The sequence below is a fragment of the Pseudomonas sp. JL27(2026) genome, from assembly GCF_056933555.1.
This window is the reverse complement of the sequence record NZ_CM167794.1, coordinates 3499306-3515495: the sequence shown is the minus strand read 5'-3', so window position 1 is coordinate 3515495 and position 16190 is coordinate 3499306. Positions and strand designations below refer to the sequence as shown.

The window sequence follows — 16190 nt, the reverse complement described above, 5'->3', positions numbered from 1 at the left end:
CATGTGCCGGTGGCCCTCGGAGAAATGTATGACGCAAAGCTCTGTTAAACAAAATCATGTAAACAGCTACTACGCCGCCACTCGCAACCACACCGGCGACTTCCCGGTGCTTGAAGAACTGGTGGAGTGCGATGTGTGCGTGATCGGCGCCGGTTACACCGGTTTGTCCTCGGCACTGTTCCTCGCCGAAGCGGGCTACAGCGTGACCGTGCTCGAAGCCGCCAAAGTCGGTTTCGGCGCCAGCGGTCGCAACGGCGGGCAACTGGTCAACTCCTACAGTCGCGATGTCGATGTCATCGAACAGCGCTACGGCGAAAAGACTGCGGAAATCCTCGGCAGCATGATCTTCGAAGGCGCCGACATCATCCGTCAGCGCATCCAGCACTACGACATCCAGTGCGACTACCGCCCCGGCGGCATCTTCGCCGCACTGAACAAAAAGCAGCTCAAAGGCCTGGCCGAGCAGAAAAGCAGCTGGGAGCGTTACGGCAACAAAAACCTGACAATGCTCGACGCGGCAGACATCAAGCGCGAAGTGGGGTGCGACCACTACGTCGGTGGCCTGCTGGACATGCAGGGCGGCCACATCCACCCGCTGAACCTGGCACTCGGTGAAGCCTCGGCCATCATCGGCCTGGGCGGTAAGATCTTCGAGCAATCGGCGGCGGTGGAAATCACCTACGGCGAGCCGATCACTGTGCGCACCGCCAAAGGTGTGGTGCGGGCCAAGTACCTGCTGATCGCCGGTAATGCCTACCTGCCTCAGGACCTCGACAGCCGCGTGACCCGTAAAAGCATGCCGTGCGGCTCGCAAATCGTCGTTACCGAGCCGTTGTCCGAGAAGATCGCCCGCAGTCTGATTACCCACAATTACTGCGTCGAAGACTGCAACTATCTGCTCGATTACTACCGTCTCACCGCTGACAACCGTTTGCTGTACGGCGGCGGCGTGGTCTACGGTGCCCGCGAACCGGACGACATCGAGCAACTGATCCGCCCGAAAATCCTCAAGACTTTCCCGCAATTGAAGGACGTGAAAATCGACTACCGCTGGACCGGCAACTTCCTGCTGACCATGTCACGCATGCCGCAATTCGGTCGCATCGAGAAAAACGCCTACTACATGCAGGGCTACAGCGGTCACGGCGTCACCTGCTCGCACCTGGCCGGCAAATTGATCTCGGAAATGATCCGCGGCGACGCCGAGCGTTTCGACGCGTTCGCGTCCTTGCCGCACATGCCGATGTTCGGCGGCCGAACCTTCCAGGCCCCGCTCACCGCCATGGGCGCCGCGTATTACGCGCTCCGTGATCGTTTCGGTCTCTAGTTGGCACAATCCCTGGGGGAGCGGGAGGGCTCGCTCCCACGGGAGATCTGTGCCGGCACAAAATCGGCGTCCAGCCAGCACCAAGCCTGTAGGCGCAAAGCTTGCTCGCGATGAGGCCATATCAGCCACCATTCATATCGCCTGACTCACCGCCACCCCGAGCAAACCCACCTCCACAATTCACGCACCCAAACCAACCACCACCACGGCCTCCGGGCTTTTTTGCCGGCCGTCTATCGAACCTGCTGAGCAACACCTGCAAACATGATTTAATAGCCGACTTTCATGCTGGCAGGCCAGGAAAACGGCGAATCCTGCGACAACAGTCGCCCGCCATCCACCTTCAATACCCTTAAGTTTTTCTCACATAAGGCTGTTATGGACACGGGCACACGACTCAAATTGGTGCGCGAAAGCCACAAGCTGTCTCAGCGTGAGCTGGCCCGGCGAAGCGGCGTCGCCAATGCCACGATTTCCCTGATTGAACAGAATCGCGTCAGCCCCTCCGTCAGTTCCCTGAAAAAACTGCTCGAAGGCATTCCCATGTCTTTGGCGGACTTCTTCACCTTCGACCAACCGCCCCGCGAGCACCAATACGTGTTCCGCGCCAACGAACAACCCGACCTGGGCCGCCATGGCCTGCGCCTGCTGCTGATCGGCGCCTCCGTGCCGGGGCGGCAGATGCGCCTGCTGCGCGAGCAATACGCGCCGGGAGCCAGTTCCGGGGAGGAGCCGATCGTGCACGCGGAAGGCGAGGAGTGCGGGCTTGTTACCCGTGGCACGGTTGAGTTGACCGTAGATGGGCAGATCAGCGTGTTGAATGCCGGGGACGGGTATTACTTTCCGACGACGCTGGCGCATCGGTTCCGGAACATTGGGCAGGATGAGGCCGAAATCATCAGCGCCAACACCCCGGCGAACTTCTGATATCGACCGCGAGCCTCACCTCTGCAACAGCCTTCGGCAGCCGCGACAGGCATTTTTCAAAGCAAAAGGACTTCACTTTATGGCTGCACAACGCATCCGTCCCCTCGCACTCTGCGTCTTCCATCACGACGGCAAGATCCTGGTCAACGAAGCCTACGACCCCATCAAGCAACAAACATTCTTCCGCCCGGTCGGTGGCGGCATCGAGTTCGGCGAAACCAGCGCCCATGCCGTTGTGCGAGAAGTACAGGAAGAACTCGGTTTAGCCATCACAGATGTTCGCTTGCTCGGCACGCTTGAAAGTTTCTTCACGTACGCTGGCACTCCAGGGCACGAAATAGTGCAGGTGTACGATGCAAAGTTTGTGGATGCTGATGTCTATGAATTGCCGCACTTGAATGCCCAAGAGAGCGATGGCGCGGCCTTCATGGCAAAGTGGCATTCTTGCGCAAGCTTCACTCATGAGTCGCCATTGGTGCCTGATGGGCTTTATGACCTGCTGAAGAAAGTTTCATTGCTGAATTGATACCTGGAGCAGTAACGGGGTTACTTGAGGCCGCTTTTTCTTGTCATTCCGCTCCAGGATTGACAAGCCGGACCAGCCAAAACACTATCGGCCCATGACCTATACACGTCGCATGAACATGATGTGCTCCTCCATGACCGCCTCTGGCGGGCCGTGAGGTCATGCGTTCACAGGTTTTGACGTAATTACCCAAGGCCCCGCCAGAAATGGACGGGGCTTTTTAGTGCTCCGTCCACCGATGGCTAACGGAGAATGAAATGTTCGAGATCAGACGCGCCACACCAAGCGATGCCCAAGCCGCATTCGACATTCGCCTGCACGCGATACGGCACCAATGCATCGGCGCCTACACCACGGAACACATGCTGGCCTGGACGGCTGGAGCCGCCAGCGACGGGTACAGCGCCCTGATGGAAAAGCACTTTTATCTGGGCTGTATTCAGGGCGAGCCGGTGGCAACCGGCATGCTTGATCTGGAGGCGGGCGAAATTGGCGCGATCTTTGTGCTCCCACACTTTATGCAACGTGGTTTCGGCTTGAAGATCCTGAACCACCTCGAATGCCTGGCGCGGGATCTGGGGCTGAAGGAGGTGACTCTGGACGCTACGTTGAACGCCGCTGACTTTTACCGGCGATGCGGTTATGTGGGGGACGTGGCTGCGATTTACCATTCACCGTCCGGGCTTCAGTTGGCGTGTGTGCCTATGGTGAAGGGGCTTTTGCTTTGATTGGGAAGGGCGGGACAAGGTAAAGACAAGTCATAAAAAACCCGCAGTGATGCGGGTTTTTTGTATGTGGTTTTTGCTTGCGGCTCCTTCCGAACTCTCTCGGTGAGCCGTTCAACTAGCGCTCCAAGGATTTGCACTGATTGCGCAGGCCGTCGTCCTTGATATTTTGGCAACCGCCCGAACCTTGCTTGGCCTTGCAGTAGTTGCGCAGGTCATCATCGTGAATGTTTCCACAATCACTGGTGCCTCCTGTTTCTGCTTTGCAGGCATTGCGCATGTCGTCATCCTTGATGTTTTGGCAACCGCCCGAGCCCTGCTTGGCTTTGCAATAGTTGCGCTGGTCATCGTTGCGAATGTTTCCACAATCCCCTGTGCCTTCTGTTTCCGCTTTGCAGGCATTGCGTTGGTCGTCGTCCTTAATATTCTGACACCCGCCCCGGCCCTCCCGAGCCTTGCAATAGTTACGCTGGTCGTCGTTGCTGATGTTGTCGCAACTGGCGTAAACGTGGCTGCTGAACATCAACAGCACTGCGAGGATTAGTCTCATTGCACACTTCCATGATTTGCCAGGAAACAGCCTGGTGCTGGTTGATCCAGGATTTTTTGGCGCCGTGGTGCGCTATCACATTGACATCATTTTCCAGGAAAGTTCCGAGACGGAAAACGTGGCGTGGTGGAAACGGCTGAGTCGTGCTGAACGGCTTACTGGGCGACTGGTTTTTACGTGGCACGCTTGGGTATAGGCGTTGAAGAGGTGTGTGTTCGGTTCTGCCCAAGCTGATCCTGCGTTGCGGACTGGGTTGCCCCAGTCCGCTTTCGGTCGATTGCAACCTTTCATGTTAGGCAGCAATTGGCCAAAAGCAGACCATGGACATGCAGCTGATACGTCAGTAATGTGCAAAAAAATATGCCGCTTTCCCCCTTTTTTTATGTCGCGTTTACAGACTCGATTTTTTGATTGTTCAAGGGATTACGCATAGACATGGAATATTATGCGACATCGCATGTCGCAAAATTAATTGTTATGCCAAAATCCGTACGGCACTTCAAAGTCGAATGATCGGAGCAATAAAGTGGAAATCAAGATTGATATATTGGATTCTCCAACAGAAAAGGACCAGGGAGTTCTGAATAATAGGTTCTCAGAATATCTTCGAATTCAATATCCAAATCTACCGCCAGAATCGGAAGATAGAATATTTATGGTGGTTGCACACGATGAAGTCGGCGACTACATCGGTGCAATAAGCTGTAATTGTTACTGGGATGGCTTAGAAATTGATACCTTTTGGGTTAAGGAGTCTCATCGCGGTAGAAAAGTCGGTTCTATGCTATTGGAAAAAGCAGAAACGATTGGCGCCAACAATGGGGCAGTAATTGCATTCTTAAAAACCGTTGATGCTAAACAGTTCTATGAGCGGCATGGGTACGAGGTTTATGGTGTTCTTGAGGATCGACCAATCGGGACTAACCTTTATCATTTAAAGAAACGGCTAGTAAAAAATGCATAACAACTGTTTCAAACCGTTCGCTTCACTCAATGTAACGGGCTAAAGCCCGCCCCTTAACCAAATGCTGGTCAGCGTCCGCATTGGGTCGAATAGCGACCACGCAGCACTGTGCCTGATCCACCCTTGTCCTCTCCCAACGTGGAGGACAAGCCATGAGCACTATTTCTACATACAACCATGAGCCTTGGAACAAGGGAAAGCTAGTTGGCCAGAAAGCCCCGCTGCGGGTCAGAGATATCTGGGCGATCCGGGTCAGACTCCAGCTCGCGGAGAAGACACGGGATCTGGCTCTTTTCAACTTGGCTATCGACAGCAAGCTGCGTGCCTGTGACTTAACCAAGCTGCGAGTACGAGTTATAGCCCATGGAGAGCATGTATCGTCACAGGCCATCGTGATGCAGCAGAAAACGCAACATCCGGTGCAATTTGAAATCACTGAGCAAACACGAACGGTTCTGGAGGTTTGGATGCATCAGGCTCGCCTTCGTGCTGAGGACTTCTTGTTTCCGACCTGGCTGCACGACTCAGACCATCTCTCCACCAGACAATACGCTCGAATAGTCAAAGCGTGGGTAACAGCCATTGGCCTTGACCCAGCCATGTACGGTACTCACACGCTACGAAGAACCAAGGCATCGCTGATCTATCGCAGGACAAAGAACCTGAGAGCTGTCCAGCTCCTGCTTGGTCATACAAAGCTTGAAAGCACCGTCAGATACCTGGGGATCGAGGTCGACGGTGCCCTTGAAATGGCAGAACAGACAGAAGTCTGACGATTTATAGCGACGGTCGATGCTAGGCCGTCGCTATCCGGCCAACAGCCTTCCAGCCCCGTCAGCTATCGACTGACGATTGCGACCCTTTCAGTTTCCGTTCAAGCCGCTGTCGCGGGTCAGAAGGCGGCGTTTCCAGTGAGCTTCCTTCTGCATCATTTCTTCCTTACCTGTGTGCTTGTCAGCAATTTCGAGGATGCTGAAAGCCTGGGCAGATGGCGAACGGCAGCTTGATGACCGTCCGTAGCCCCGGACGAACGTCAACTCATGCTTCGCTATGCTTAACACACCGCAGGAACGGTTGAATGCAGTCCTGACGGCATGAGCGCCAGGAGCAAAGGTAGGGAGATGAGGCTGCCATTTGAATAGAGTATCGAATGATGAAAATGCTACTGATGGTCGAGTTCCCGAATGAACCCTTCAACGCTCTCGTCAGATCCGGGAAGATCGGCGAAATCATGGGGCGTATCCTGGAGAGCATCAAACCGGAGACTGCCTACTTCACCGAGCAGGAGGGAATGCGCGGCGGGATTTTCCTGATCAACGTACAAGACTCATCTGAAATCCCCAGTTTTGCAGAACCTTTCTTTCTCAACTTCGAGGCGACCTGCAAGTTCCGCCTTGCCATGAATCCGCAGGACCTGCAAAGAGCCGGTCTAGACGCGCTCGGAAAAACATGGGGGTGAGGGCGATCAGCACGAAGCGGTTTACACGCCCCAAATCCTACTCTGTCTTGGCGCAATCAAGTCGCGACGAGCAATTGGGGACAGACCACGATATTGATGCTGCTGGCCGCCCGTCTGCCTGTCACGACGGGCGGGAGTCGACCCAAAGCAGCTCTTCGTAGAGGGCTGCTGACGGCCAAATGGGGGGATCTCGTAGATGTCAAAAAGCTCAGAGCCGATTCAAGCTGCTCGACGAAAGCCCCGAAAACTGGGCTTCTGAGGCGTGACCAACTCGGCGATTTACTACCGAATGCCTACCCCGTGACTACGCAACCCTTGCCCGCGTCCTGTTGACAACTGTAAAAAACCGGGCTAGTTACAAAACAGGATTTAACAACCCAAGCGATAAAGGAAATCGACCATGAGTATCAAACCTGGCCCTAAAAGAACAAACGAAGATGGCACTCCGGACAAGAGGCAGAGAGTCACGCCCGAAAAGAAAAAAGATCATCCAGACCTGAAGCCCCATAAGCATAAAAAGGGGGAGTAGGATCGAAAAGCAGCTCCCGAGAGCTGCTTTTTTATTTGTGTACGAATAGGCCTGTCTGTCATCACCGCAACGATGATAAATCGCGCCGTGTAGTGAACGAAAAGACATGGGATTAGGGGCAGTGCCTTATCCAAATGCTCTAATGCAAGGCGAACATAGATCACTTTGCGGTGATGCCTGAGTGGCCCAGTGCTCTAACAGCCATTCATCTGTCCATCCCGCCCATTCACCTGCAATGGATTTGAGGTTTCCCTCAAGTGCCGGGAAAACTTCACTCCACAGAATGCTGTGAATTTCTTGGGGCGAATAGCCTGTTTCCAAGACTACACGAGCGACATAGTCAAAAGTCGAGATCGGTGATCTCGGTGTCGAGAAAAAGCTCTGAAAGTACTTGCCAGATCTTCAGGCGGTTTGGGTCGACAGTTTCCATTCAACATCCCGAAGCTTGGATGGCGCCCAGCGGCCGAAAGGTATAGTAGCCGAAAGCGTTCAGACAGATATTCGCCGTCAGGACGGGCCGCTTGCGGCCCATCGCTATAAGTGGCGATAGTTAAAAGCGATCCATTTCGGAAACTCGCTGCATCCGGTCAAAACGCCTCACAAAGGCAGCAATCGATTATTGGAAAAGTGAAATGACGAATAGCGATGTCCCGCGAATACAGCATCCCGAAGGTGAGTTACTGAATATCCTCAATGATGTAAGCGCCCTCGAATGGAGGCGGTACAGATCGCGGATAGCCCAGACTTGGAATGGTCGCGGATTTGTGGAGGCTCCTGGCGGGCTACCGTGGGTAGCCTTTCGTTTCGCACAGGAAGACGAGGTGATAATGAAACGATTGGAAGCGGCTGTTTCAAGTTATGAAGGCCATGAGCGTTGGTTGTTGCTTGCCCATCTCCGAGAGCCCCTGCCGGGCACGAACTGGATGGTTTGCCACGAACATTACGACCTCTTCACGCGTCAGGCAGCGATTGCAAACCTTCCACTCTGGCAGTACCTCGATCAGTTGGAGCCAAGCTATACGGATCTTGCATTTGAGGATTTCAACGGACTAACAGCGCATGTGCAAGCGTGCCTAAGGGGCCTCCCACTCTGACAGGGGAATGGCAACCAGTGTCCGCTCCTGGCCGTTTTCTGCCCTTCCTAGCAGACAGAAATCGGCCAGAAGTGGATACCTGAAATGCCCCTGACCTTTACATCGCCTTGGAAGAGATCGTATTGGTCAACCCCAAACGTGCCTTGAGCAAACGCGGCTAGGCGCGTTCACGCCGCTATAGTCGGCTCTATTGCCGACCGTACATCCAGGAGCTTTTTCCAGTGTCTGACATGCCGACCCATTTCGCTTACACAAAACGCTTCAACACCGTACTCGCCTACATTGATGCCAATCTTGAAGGTGACCTGTCGGTGAAGACGTTGAGCCATGTGGCGAACTTTTCGGCGTTTCACTTCCATCGGCAATTCACCGCGTTCGTAGGGGGGCCTGTCTCACGTTATGTATAACTGATGCGACTATGACGCGCGGCACAGTCGGTCGCCACGTCGTGGCGCGACACGTGGGGTCACCGGATCACATCGGCGAAACGATCTATCCGATTTACCGCGATTGGCTTCCTGCCAGTGGAGAGGAACTTCGTGACCAGCCGCTATTCTTCAATTACCTGAGCGCCCATCCCGAGACACCACAGGATCAATGGCAAACAGATGTGTATGTTCCGCTGCAATAGCGGAGCAAGCAGCTTTCGACCCTTTAAGGGCAGGCAATAAAAACCCGCAGGTATGCGGGTTTTTTACGACTGAAAAAGGTATCTGTCACCTAGGTGCATCAAACCCGCGCTGCTCGATCACTCTGGCGTTCGCGATGGACTCGGGGGCAAGCCACGATTTCAACGGTTTTTGAAGTCGTGGTCTGCCCCAGTAGTTCCTACTTCCGCAATGCCGGAGTCCGTGGCGGAATCATCCGCTTTGTCCCGGTTGCCTCAAACGCCGAAGCCAACCGCAGCAACGTCGAATCATCATACGCACGGCCCGCAAAGGTCAGCCCGACCGGCATGCAGATGTCCGGCATGACGCCCATCGGCACGGTGACCGTGGGCACGCCCAGGTGGCGGATGGCGAGGTTGCCATTGGCGACCCAGATGCCGTTGCTCCAGGCGATGTCCGCAGACGTCGGGTCGACATCGGCATTCGCCGGCGCAACGTCGGCGACGGTCGGGAAGAGCACGGCATCGAGGCCGAGCCGATCCATCCAGTCTTCAAGGTCGATTTTGCGGGTCTGTTCAAGCCCCCGCAGTCCGTCCGGCACGGTAGTGATTTTGTCCCACGGGGTAATGCCGCGCTCAGCCATCCGCACGTACTCGTCCATGCCAGCGGCGAGGTCGCCCTCGCGGTTAGGCAGGGTGCCGGGGTCGTGCGGGAAGATCAGCGGTCCGTCGACGTCGACCAAGCGGTTCAACTTCGGATCGCCGTTGGCCTGCAGAAAATCATCGAACGCCCAGGCCGTCAGGTCCCACAACTCATGGTGCAGGAACTCTTTGGAGACGATGCCGCGATTGAACACGGTCGGCGCGCCGGGACGATCACCCTCGCAATTGGAGACCAGCGGGAAGTCGACTTCGATCACTTCGGCGCCAGCCGCTTCGAGTGCCTGGCGAGCCTGTTCCCAAAGCCCGATCACCGATGCGCGGGTGTTGATGCGTTGCCCTGTCGGGCCACCGATACCCGGCGCTTCAGAGGTACCCGCTTCGGGATCTGCGTTGATGTACATCCGGGGCACGCCGAGGCGCTTTCCGGCGAGTGCATCGGTCTTTTCGGCCAGTTCTGCGTAAGACGCGGGACGCACCGAGGCGACGCTTGGGATCGGCACCCAGGGTTGCATCCGCCACAGATCGCCGCGGGTGTCGGGGTCTTGCGCGACCACCACGTCGAGCACTTCAAGCAGGTCAGCCATGGTTCTGGCAAACGGTACGACAACGTCCATCGTCGGCGTCAGCGGCCAGTTGCCGCGCACCGAAATCACCCCGCGCGACGGCGTGTAGGCGCACAGGCCATTGTTCGACGCAGGGCCGCGACCGCTCGACCAGGTTTCCTCCGCCAGGCCGAATGCGGCGAAACTGGCAGCGGTGGCGGTACCGGCGCCGTTCGATGAGCCCGAAGCGAAAGGGGCGGTGAGGTAGTCAGCGTTGTACGGGCTCTCGGCACGGCCGTAGACCCCGCGCTGCATGCCGCCGTTGGCCATGGGCGGCATGTTGGTCTTGCCCAGGCAGATCGCCCCGGCGGCGCGAAGCCGTTCGATGGTGAACGCATCGCGATAAGCAATCAGGTTCGCAAAGGCAGGGCTACCGGAAGCGGCGGTGAGCCCTTTCACCAGGTAGCTGTCCTTGGCGGTGTAGGGGATGCCATCGAGCGGGCCCAGCGTCTCGCCTTTGGCACGACGGGTATCGGACGCTTGTGCCTCGTGCAGTGCTTCGGGGTTGCGAACCACCACCGCGTTGAGGGCGGTGGGTGTGTCGGCCCCGTCGTAGGCCTCGATTCGGGCGAGATAGGCCTGGACCAGCTCAACCGCGGTGGTCTGGCCCGATTCGAGCGCAGCACGCAGCTCGGCAATGGAAACCTCGGTGACCTCGATCATGCTGTTCTCTCAAAATGGGTGTTCATAAGGGGTCTCGTTGCACTGTATTGCGCGACAGGGTCTGAGCTTGCAACCTGCGCTATTTAACACCAAGCCGGGAGCAGAGGCATGGGTGTAACGGTTTGCCGGCCGATAACGGTGGATTGCGAAGGGTGGCTATCGACTGTGGATTCAACCCATGGCGGGTATTGTTTCTGCACCTTAACGGACAGGTATCAGCCTTGAGTGCCTTCAATTATTTCATGCCCGTGATGCTGAACGCCTGCTCTTGCAGACTTGTTTCTATCAACGCCGCCAATTGTCTGGTGGCAGGTGTGAGGTGTTCGCCACCGAAGTGAAGCACATAGCCCAGGGTCGGCACCGGGGGTAAGCCGGAAATGACGGTGAGATGGCTTGGCAGCCCAATGCGGGTTCGGAGTGTCAGGCCCAATCCGGCAGCAACGGCCGCCCAGATGCCACCAACGCTGGGACTGGTCAGCGCGATTCGCCAGGGGATCCGTGCTTCATCCAGCGCTTGAGTGGCGGCACTGCGCAGCACGCAAGGGGCGTCGAACATGATCAATGGCACCGCAGAGCCGGCAAGGCTTTTTATCGATGGCATGTCATGAGCCCCGATCCAGTGCATCTGTGTTTCACCCAGGCGCGTGGAATGGAGGGACCGATGCCCGGTGTCCCAGGTCAGTGCGAGATCCAGGCCTTCACCGTCGATCATTGCAAGCAGTTTAGCGTTTCGAGCGATCGTGACTTCAAGCCTCACCAGCGGGTAACTCTTGACGAAGCGTCGCAGGATTTCGCTGAGAAAGTGTTCCCCAAAGTCCTCCTGAAGCCCGAGGCGTACTGTTCCAGCCGTCTGGCTCTCATGCAGGCTTTGGAAAATGCTGTCGTTGAGTTCGAGTAACCGATGGGCATGGCTGAGCAGTGATTCTCCAACGGGTGTCAATACCAGGCCTCGACCGGACTTCAACAGCACGGGAGTGCCCACCTGTTCCTCAAGCTTCTTGAGTTGCGCACTGACGGCAGACGTCGAGCGGCCGAGTTTGTCCGCAGCCTTGGCAAAACTATTGAGCGCCACACCCGTTACAAAAGTGCGAAGTACATCAAGATCGAAGGTGGGTCGGCGCATCAGATGGTTCACAATTTCGGGATGATGGTCGTTATTTAATCTGATATTCGGAATTGTCGCGACTTGATATTTTTCCCCCGTTGTTTGGTCTTTTGAGGGGGAAACGTCATGAATGCATCTGTAGGCCTGGGACGAGAGCAGCAGGGTGAGTACGCGCAAAAATTTGCCGAGCTGACTGAGGACGTTCTGTTTGGCGATATCTGGCAGCGTACGCAACTGCCGGCTCGTGAGCGCAGTCTGGTGACGGTGGCAGCGCTGGTTGCGTTGTATCGACTGGAGCAACTGCCGTTTCATTTGAAACGTGCGCTGGATAACGGTCTGAGCGTCAACGAGTTAGCTGAAGTCATCACTCATCTCGCGTTCTATTCAGGCTGGCCAGCCGCCGCATCGGCGCTGAATCTGTTGAGTGATCTACGGGCATCCATCGTCCCCTTACAGGAGTAGCCAAATATGCCATTTGCACGTATTTCACTGCACCGGGGGAAGTCAGCAGAGTATTTGCATGCCCTGTCTCAGGGGCTGCATCACGCGTTGGTAGAGCGCTTTGAAGTGCCAATGAACGATTGCTTCCAGGTCATTCACCAGCACGAAGTGGGCGAGCTGATATTTGATCCCGACTACTTGGGCGGTCCGCGCAGCCCTGACTTTGTGCTGATAGCGATTACGGCGGGTCGCCCGCGCAGTACCGAGACGAAACAGCGTTTCTATCGCGACCTGGTCGACAGGCTGGGCCGGGCGCCAGGCATCGACGCTGAGGATGTCATGGTGGTGATTACCACCACAGCGGCAGAGGAGTGGTCGTTTGGGGGCGGGCGAGGCAACTAGGCTCTGTATTGCGTAAATGCGGACTCTTTGTATCTATCGGCAGCATTACCAGGTTGATACGGTTCGCATTCACTGTATTTCGATGAGGCAACGATGGATCTCACCGCTATCCCGTTCGGTACAACTGACTGGTCGACCATTGAACCTGTAAAGCATGCCGGGCAAACAGGCACCGCTTATTGGCGAACCTGCCAGTTTGGTTCGACGCGTGTGCGGATGGTTGAATACAGCCCTGGATACCTTGCCGATCATTGGTGTTGGAGAGGGCACATTCTGTTGTGCCTGGAAGGTCAGTTGCACACTGAGTTGGAGGACGGCCGCCAGTTCACGCTGAATGCCGGGATGAGCTATCAGGTGGGCAATAATGCTGAAGGACACCGTTCGTTCACCACAACCGGTGCGAAGTTGTTCGTGGTGGATTAGCGCCGTGGGAATATCACTTCTATTACTTGGTGGGGGCTAGGTTCAAAACCGGACCCAAAGGCTCCTGACCAATCCGCCGGATTGCTCAGTGCGCCATTGCGGCGCCTCACGATGCTCAGTTGTCGTGGTTCGAACTGCTCAGCCAGCCCCAGGGAAGCCACTCGGCCGGGGAGGGGCGGGGCGAAGGGCACTGATCGACAACCAGCGGCCCTTTATCAGCCTGGTCAGGCTATATAGCCCCCGAAGGCATAATCCGAGGGATCGAACCGATCGGTCGTGTCCATCCGAATGCTTCGCAGGCTCACTGTTTCCAGGTGTGACGCGTATAGATGCTCCGAAAAATAGCTAATCAGGATGGTGCGACGGCGTGTGCCGATTGAATTCAGGCTGCCCGCATGCACTAAATCGACATCAAACACCAAGATGTCACCAGCGGAGCCTGAAAGCTGCACAGACCGGGACTCGTCATTGAAGTCGAATGGCGGCTCTCCCAGCTCGGGACGATGGCTGCCGGGGACGATACGTGTCGCACCGTTCTCGGGGCCGTAATCGTCGAAATAAGCCAGGGCGTTCACTATGTCGCCTGGCCGTTGGACCGACAAGTCGCGGTGCAACTGCTGCTGACCGCCACCTGCAAGAGGTTCGCGACCCTCCACCTGCGAGAGGAAGAACCGTTCTCCGATCAGTTCACCCACCACCGCCAGCACTTCCGGCAGACGACACACAGCCTGAACCTTCGAGTCAGAGTCCAACAGCGAATGGCGCCAGTCCATGCCACGCGGCACTGGCCATTGGCCCGATGGCTTCACGCCCGCATCGAACACGGCACGAAGGTCACCCAGCCACTCGGCCGGGATCGCTTGACGGAGCAGCACGTAGCCATCTCGATGGAGTTGCTTGCGGTCAGTCATGGCTTCCTCAATTCCCTTATCACCAAGGCATCCTGCAGAACGGCCCGGAACTAAACAAAAGCATCGGGCAATATGTACTGGCTGGCGAACTGGGTCGCCATGCCGACCACACCCATGCTTTCGCGGCCTATGAAAAACTGATACAGCCTTACGTCGCTCAGGCACAAAGCATTCCCAAGTTCGCTCCCAGACTGGCATCGCCGCATTCGCGTCTTGGCATTGCACTCGGCCACGCGGTGTTGAGGATAGCCACCGCGCCGGGACTCAAGACCTTGTTCGGAAAAATCCTTTCGCCGAAAGCCGACGCCATCGAGCTGCCGAGCTATGACGACCAACAGCAGATATAAACCAAATGTCTTCTCCTGGCCGATTCTGTTGAAAAAATCGGTCCGCCCAAACAGCCTGATCATTGACTAGTGAAAACGCCTTTTTTGCACGCGGCTACGTGAAATTCGAGTCCGGAAGTCTCTACCGAAAGTAAAGATTTCAATCTCGGACGCATACTTTTTTGCCGCGGAAACCATGGCCGACTTTTTCAACAAAATCGACCTATAGCTGCCGGTCAGCAGCGGCAGAATTCGGCCGACTCTGTTGAAAAGTCGGCTTCGAATTCCACGCCAGAAAAGTACGCGTTTGAGATTGAAATCTGAGTTTTTGGCAGAAGGTTCAGGACTCGGATTTCACGTAGCCGCGTGCAACAGAGGTGTTTTCATCCATCAATATTCGAGTGTTTTGGGAAAACCGACTTTTTCAACACGATCGGCCGGTTTCTGCCTGTCGCGACCGGCTGAAAACGACCCATTGCAGTCCGTCGGCACTGGCGCAAATCGGCCAAAAGCAATGGGATGGACTCCTCCTCACTTCGGCATCTTGAGTGCCAGACTGAAAGTGCGAACCACAGTCAACAGTGAGAAGGAGTCCACACATGAAGCTTATGCGCATTGGGGTCGACCTGGCCAAGAACGTGTTTCAGATCCACGGCGTGGATTGTCATGAGCTACCCGTCTGGCGGCAGCGCCTACCGCGTGATCGCTGGCTGCAAACGGTGTTGGAGAAGATCGAACCTGGCTGTGAGATCGGGATGGAGAGTTGTGGCGGTGCACATCACTGGGCTCGGCAGCTACAAGCCCACGGATTTCGGGTGAAGCTGGTCGCGCCGCAGTTCGTCAAACCGTACGTCAAGAGCAACAAGAACGACGCGAACGATGCCGAGGCGATCTGCGAAGCGATGAGCCGTCCCAGCATGCGCTTCGTCGCCATCAAGACCATCGAACAACAGGATATCCAGGCGACGCATCGCATCCGGGCCGGCTTAATCGAACAGCGGACGGCCAAAGCCAATCAGATCCGTGGGCTGGTCGCCGAGTACGGTCTCGTTGCACCGAAGGAATTGCTGATGCTGCGTCGTGCAATACCATGCTGGCTAGGGGATGCGGATAACGGTTTGACGGCACGCTTTCGTCGTCTGCTGGATGGTTTGTGGGACGACCTTCGTGCGCTGGATGGGCGTATTTGCCAGCTCGATGGCGAGATCACTGCGATCGCGACAAACGAGCCGTCCGCCGTTCGCCTTCAACAGCTGCGTGGTGTCGGTCCAATGATCGCCACAGCGCTCGTCGTCGCTCTCGGTGATGCCCGTCAGTTTGCCAATGGCCGACAGTTTGCCGCCTCGCTGGGACTGACACCGAGGCAATACAGTTCTGGCGGTAAGGATCGACTACTCGGTATCAGCAAGCGCGGTGATACGTATCTGCGAACATTGATGGTGCATGGCGCACGCTCGGCGCTACGCACAGCCAAATCCAAAGAGGATCGGCTCAGCCAGTGGGCCGTTCGTTTAGCCGAGCGATCGCATCCCAATGTGGCCGCCATTGCGCTGGCCAACAAAACTGCACGCATGGCTTGGGCGATGCTGCGTCACGACACTGATTACCAACCGAATCAGGCAGCGGCCTGATCTATTTACCCGACGTGTTCTACGAGAGAAACAACTCTTAACCACGATTGCGAAGCAACCTGAACGATGGCAAACCGGTCGAACCGGCGTCGGCAAAACCCTCGAATGTCCAAGTGCGAAAAGCACGAAAAAGCGATCGGGAGCCGGCGCGCGAATAGCCCATCATGGCCCTGCATCGAAACGATGCCGTATTTAGAGGCCGAATATACGTGTGCAGTCGGCACGGGCGCCAAAGCAACGGGGCTTGCAATGAGGGGGAGTCCATATACGGACAGCTGTTGAGATGGGTGCGGTAGTCGAGTTGGGGCCACCTTG

Annotated in this window: 19 protein-coding genes and 2 pseudogenes; 14 read left to right on the top strand and 7 right to left on the bottom strand. The window is 56.3% G+C overall.

The features are described 5' to 3' along the window. Positions 1 to 28 precede the first annotated feature (28 nt). From AC1Z1G_RS16115 to AC1Z1G_RS16100, 4 genes are all read left to right on the top strand, one after another. Positions 29 to 1327: an NAD(P)/FAD-dependent oxidoreductase gene (locus AC1Z1G_RS16115; protein WP_483621039.1), complete on the top strand. Its 1299-nt coding sequence runs from the start codon at positions 29 to 31 to the stop codon at positions 1325 to 1327. A gap of 378 nt (positions 1328 to 1705) precedes the next feature. Next, on the top strand, positions 1706 to 2254 hold the full coding sequence (locus AC1Z1G_RS16110; RefSeq protein ID WP_483627874.1) for a cupin domain-containing protein: 549 nt from the start codon (positions 1706 to 1708) through the stop codon (positions 2252 to 2254). Positions 2255 to 2333: 79 nt separating this feature from the next. Continuing rightward, positions 2334 to 2780 (top strand): NUDIX hydrolase, encoded by a 447-nt coding sequence (locus tag AC1Z1G_RS16105; protein ID WP_483621038.1) that lies wholly within the window; start codon positions 2334 to 2336, stop codon positions 2778 to 2780. A 257-nt stretch (positions 2781 to 3037) separates the two neighbouring features. Next, positions 3038 to 3508: a GNAT family N-acetyltransferase gene (locus AC1Z1G_RS16100; RefSeq protein WP_483621037.1), complete on the top strand. Its 471-nt coding sequence runs from the start codon at positions 3038 to 3040 to the stop codon at positions 3506 to 3508. A gap of 115 nt (positions 3509 to 3623) precedes the next feature. Here the strand turns inward: AC1Z1G_RS16100 and AC1Z1G_RS16095 are convergent, their stop codons facing one another. Continuing rightward, positions 3624 to 4055, bottom strand: coding sequence for a hypothetical protein (locus tag AC1Z1G_RS16095; RefSeq protein WP_483621036.1), 432 nt, complete (start codon positions 4053 to 4055; stop codon positions 3624 to 3626). Between the two features lie 526 nt (positions 4056 to 4581). On the opposite strand from AC1Z1G_RS16095, the gene AC1Z1G_RS16090 reads away from it, so the two are divergent. The 4 genes from AC1Z1G_RS16090 to AC1Z1G_RS16075 all read left to right on the top strand — a co-directional run bounded on the left by AC1Z1G_RS16090 (position 4582) and on the right by AC1Z1G_RS16075 (position 7007). Then, on the top strand, positions 4582 to 5019 hold the full coding sequence (locus AC1Z1G_RS16090; protein WP_483621035.1) for a GNAT family N-acetyltransferase: 438 nt from the start codon (positions 4582 to 4584) through the stop codon (positions 5017 to 5019). A 152-nt stretch (positions 5020 to 5171) separates the two neighbouring features. Further along, positions 5172 to 5792, top strand: a complete 621-nt coding sequence (locus AC1Z1G_RS16085; RefSeq protein ID WP_483621034.1) for a tyrosine-type recombinase/integrase — start codon at positions 5172 to 5174, stop codon at positions 5790 to 5792. Between the two features lie 380 nt (positions 5793 to 6172). After that, positions 6173 to 6478: a hypothetical protein gene (locus tag AC1Z1G_RS16080; protein ID WP_040067179.1), complete on the top strand. Its 306-nt coding sequence runs from the start codon at positions 6173 to 6175 to the stop codon at positions 6476 to 6478. Positions 6479 to 6878: 400 nt separating this feature from the next. Then, a complete protein-coding gene (locus AC1Z1G_RS16075) occupies positions 6879 to 7007 on the top strand; it encodes a hypothetical protein (RefSeq protein ID WP_256580917.1) in 129 nt (42 codons plus the stop codon). Between the two features lie 126 nt (positions 7008 to 7133). Here AC1Z1G_RS16075 and AC1Z1G_RS16070 read toward each other — a convergent pair whose 3' ends face one another. Continuing rightward, a complete protein-coding gene (locus AC1Z1G_RS16070) occupies positions 7134 to 7328 on the bottom strand; it encodes a DUF7079 family protein (RefSeq protein ID WP_483621033.1) in 195 nt (64 codons plus the stop codon). A gap of 506 nt (positions 7329 to 7834) precedes the next feature. Here AC1Z1G_RS16070 and AC1Z1G_RS16065 point away from each other — a divergent pair. Continuing rightward, on the top strand, positions 7835 to 8101 hold the full coding sequence (locus AC1Z1G_RS16065) for a hypothetical protein (protein WP_483621032.1): 267 nt from the start codon (positions 7835 to 7837) through the stop codon (positions 8099 to 8101). 221 nt (positions 8102 to 8322) lie between these two features. Then, positions 8323 to 8732 (top strand): annotated as a pseudogene (locus tag AC1Z1G_RS16060) (AraC family transcriptional regulator). Positions 8733 to 8929: 197 nt separating this feature from the next. On the opposite strand, the gene AC1Z1G_RS16055 reads toward AC1Z1G_RS16060, so the two are convergent. Then, complete coding sequence (locus AC1Z1G_RS16055; protein WP_483621031.1) at positions 8930 to 10636, bottom strand: amidase; 1707 nt, start codon at positions 10634 to 10636, stop codon at positions 8930 to 8932. 235 nt (positions 10637 to 10871) lie between these two features. Continuing rightward, positions 10872 to 11759: a LysR substrate-binding domain-containing protein gene (locus tag AC1Z1G_RS16050; protein WP_483627873.1), complete on the bottom strand. Its 888-nt coding sequence runs from the start codon at positions 11757 to 11759 to the stop codon at positions 10872 to 10874. Between the two features lie 108 nt (positions 11760 to 11867). Between AC1Z1G_RS16050 and AC1Z1G_RS16045 the strand changes: the two genes are divergently transcribed. The 3 genes from AC1Z1G_RS16045 (at position 11868) to AC1Z1G_RS16035 (ending at position 13007) form a co-directional block, all read left to right on the top strand. Further along, entirely contained in the window at positions 11868 to 12203 is a 336-nt protein-coding gene (locus AC1Z1G_RS16045) for a carboxymuconolactone decarboxylase family protein (RefSeq protein WP_483621030.1), read from the top strand. Between the two features lie 6 nt (positions 12204 to 12209). Then, positions 12210 to 12584: a tautomerase family protein gene (locus tag AC1Z1G_RS16040; RefSeq protein WP_483621029.1), complete on the top strand. Its 375-nt coding sequence runs from the start codon at positions 12210 to 12212 to the stop codon at positions 12582 to 12584. 93 nt (positions 12585 to 12677) lie between these two features. Next, positions 12678 to 13007 (top strand): DHCW motif cupin fold protein, encoded by a 330-nt coding sequence (locus tag AC1Z1G_RS16035; RefSeq protein ID WP_483621028.1) that lies wholly within the window; start codon positions 12678 to 12680, stop codon positions 13005 to 13007. 74 nt (positions 13008 to 13081) lie between these two features. On the opposite strand, the pseudogene AC1Z1G_RS16030 reads toward AC1Z1G_RS16035, so the two are convergent. The 3 genes and pseudogenes from AC1Z1G_RS16030 to AC1Z1G_RS16020 all read right to left on the bottom strand — a co-directional run. After that, positions 13082 to 13198 (bottom strand): annotated as a pseudogene (locus AC1Z1G_RS16030) (LysR family transcriptional regulator); the annotation flags it as partial. A 33-nt stretch (positions 13199 to 13231) separates the two neighbouring features. Next, a complete protein-coding gene (locus tag AC1Z1G_RS16025; protein ID WP_483621027.1) occupies positions 13232 to 13918 on the bottom strand; it encodes a phytanoyl-CoA dioxygenase family protein in 687 nt (228 codons plus the stop codon). A 50-nt stretch (positions 13919 to 13968) separates the two neighbouring features. Then, positions 13969 to 14328 (bottom strand): hypothetical protein, encoded by a 360-nt coding sequence (locus AC1Z1G_RS16020; RefSeq protein ID WP_483621026.1) that lies wholly within the window; start codon positions 14326 to 14328, stop codon positions 13969 to 13971. Positions 14329 to 14843: 515 nt separating this feature from the next. Between AC1Z1G_RS16020 and AC1Z1G_RS16015 the strand changes: the two genes are divergently transcribed. Beyond that, positions 14844 to 15875 (top strand): IS110 family RNA-guided transposase, encoded by a 1032-nt coding sequence (locus AC1Z1G_RS16015; protein ID WP_483620722.1) that lies wholly within the window; start codon positions 14844 to 14846, stop codon positions 15873 to 15875. Positions 15876 to 16190 lie beyond the last annotated feature (315 nt).

What these genes read in the sequence shown, in the direction of transcription:
- AC1Z1G_RS16115 (WP_483621039.1), top strand. Translation starts at nt 29, where the DNA reads ATGACGCAAAGCTCTGTTAAACAAAATCATGTAAACAGCTACTACGCC.
- AC1Z1G_RS16110 (WP_483627874.1), top strand. Translation starts at nt 1,706, where the DNA reads ATGGACACGGGCACACGACTCAAATTGGTGCGCGAAAGCCACAAGCTG.
- AC1Z1G_RS16105 (WP_483621038.1), top strand. Translation starts at nt 2,334, where the DNA reads ATGGCTGCACAACGCATCCGTCCCCTCGCACTCTGCGTCTTCCATCAC.
- AC1Z1G_RS16100 (WP_483621037.1), top strand. Translation starts at nt 3,038, where the DNA reads ATGTTCGAGATCAGACGCGCCACACCAAGCGATGCCCAAGCCGCATTC.
- AC1Z1G_RS16095 (WP_483621036.1), bottom strand. Translation starts at nt 4,055, where the DNA reads ATGAGACTAATCCTCGCAGTGCTGTTGATGTTCAGCAGCCACGTTTAC.
- AC1Z1G_RS16085 (WP_483621034.1), top strand. Translation starts at nt 5,172, where the DNA reads ATGAGCACTATTTCTACATACAACCATGAGCCTTGGAACAAGGGAAAG.
- AC1Z1G_RS16080 (WP_040067179.1), top strand. Translation starts at nt 6,173, where the DNA reads ATGAAAATGCTACTGATGGTCGAGTTCCCGAATGAACCCTTCAACGCT.
- AC1Z1G_RS16075 (WP_256580917.1), top strand. Translation starts at nt 6,879, where the DNA reads ATGAGTATCAAACCTGGCCCTAAAAGAACAAACGAAGATGGCACTCCG.
- AC1Z1G_RS16065 (WP_483621032.1), top strand. Translation starts at nt 7,835, where the DNA reads ATGAAACGATTGGAAGCGGCTGTTTCAAGTTATGAAGGCCATGAGCGT.
- AC1Z1G_RS16055 (WP_483621031.1), bottom strand. Translation starts at nt 10,636, where the DNA reads ATGATCGAGGTCACCGAGGTTTCCATTGCCGAGCTGCGTGCTGCGCTC.
- AC1Z1G_RS16050 (WP_483627873.1), bottom strand. Translation starts at nt 11,759, where the DNA reads ATGCGCCGACCCACCTTCGATCTTGATGTACTTCGCACTTTTGTAACG.
- AC1Z1G_RS16045 (WP_483621030.1), top strand. Translation starts at nt 11,868, where the DNA reads ATGAATGCATCTGTAGGCCTGGGACGAGAGCAGCAGGGTGAGTACGCG.
- AC1Z1G_RS16040 (WP_483621029.1), top strand. Translation starts at nt 12,210, where the DNA reads ATGCCATTTGCACGTATTTCACTGCACCGGGGGAAGTCAGCAGAGTAT.
- AC1Z1G_RS16035 (WP_483621028.1), top strand. Translation starts at nt 12,678, where the DNA reads ATGGATCTCACCGCTATCCCGTTCGGTACAACTGACTGGTCGACCATT.
- AC1Z1G_RS16025 (WP_483621027.1), bottom strand. Translation starts at nt 13,918, where the DNA reads ATGACTGACCGCAAGCAACTCCATCGAGATGGCTACGTGCTGCTCCGT.
- AC1Z1G_RS16020 (WP_483621026.1), bottom strand. Translation starts at nt 14,328, where the DNA reads ATGATCAGGCTGTTTGGGCGGACCGATTTTTTCAACAGAATCGGCCAG.
- AC1Z1G_RS16015 (WP_483620722.1), top strand. Translation starts at nt 14,844, where the DNA reads ATGAAGCTTATGCGCATTGGGGTCGACCTGGCCAAGAACGTGTTTCAG.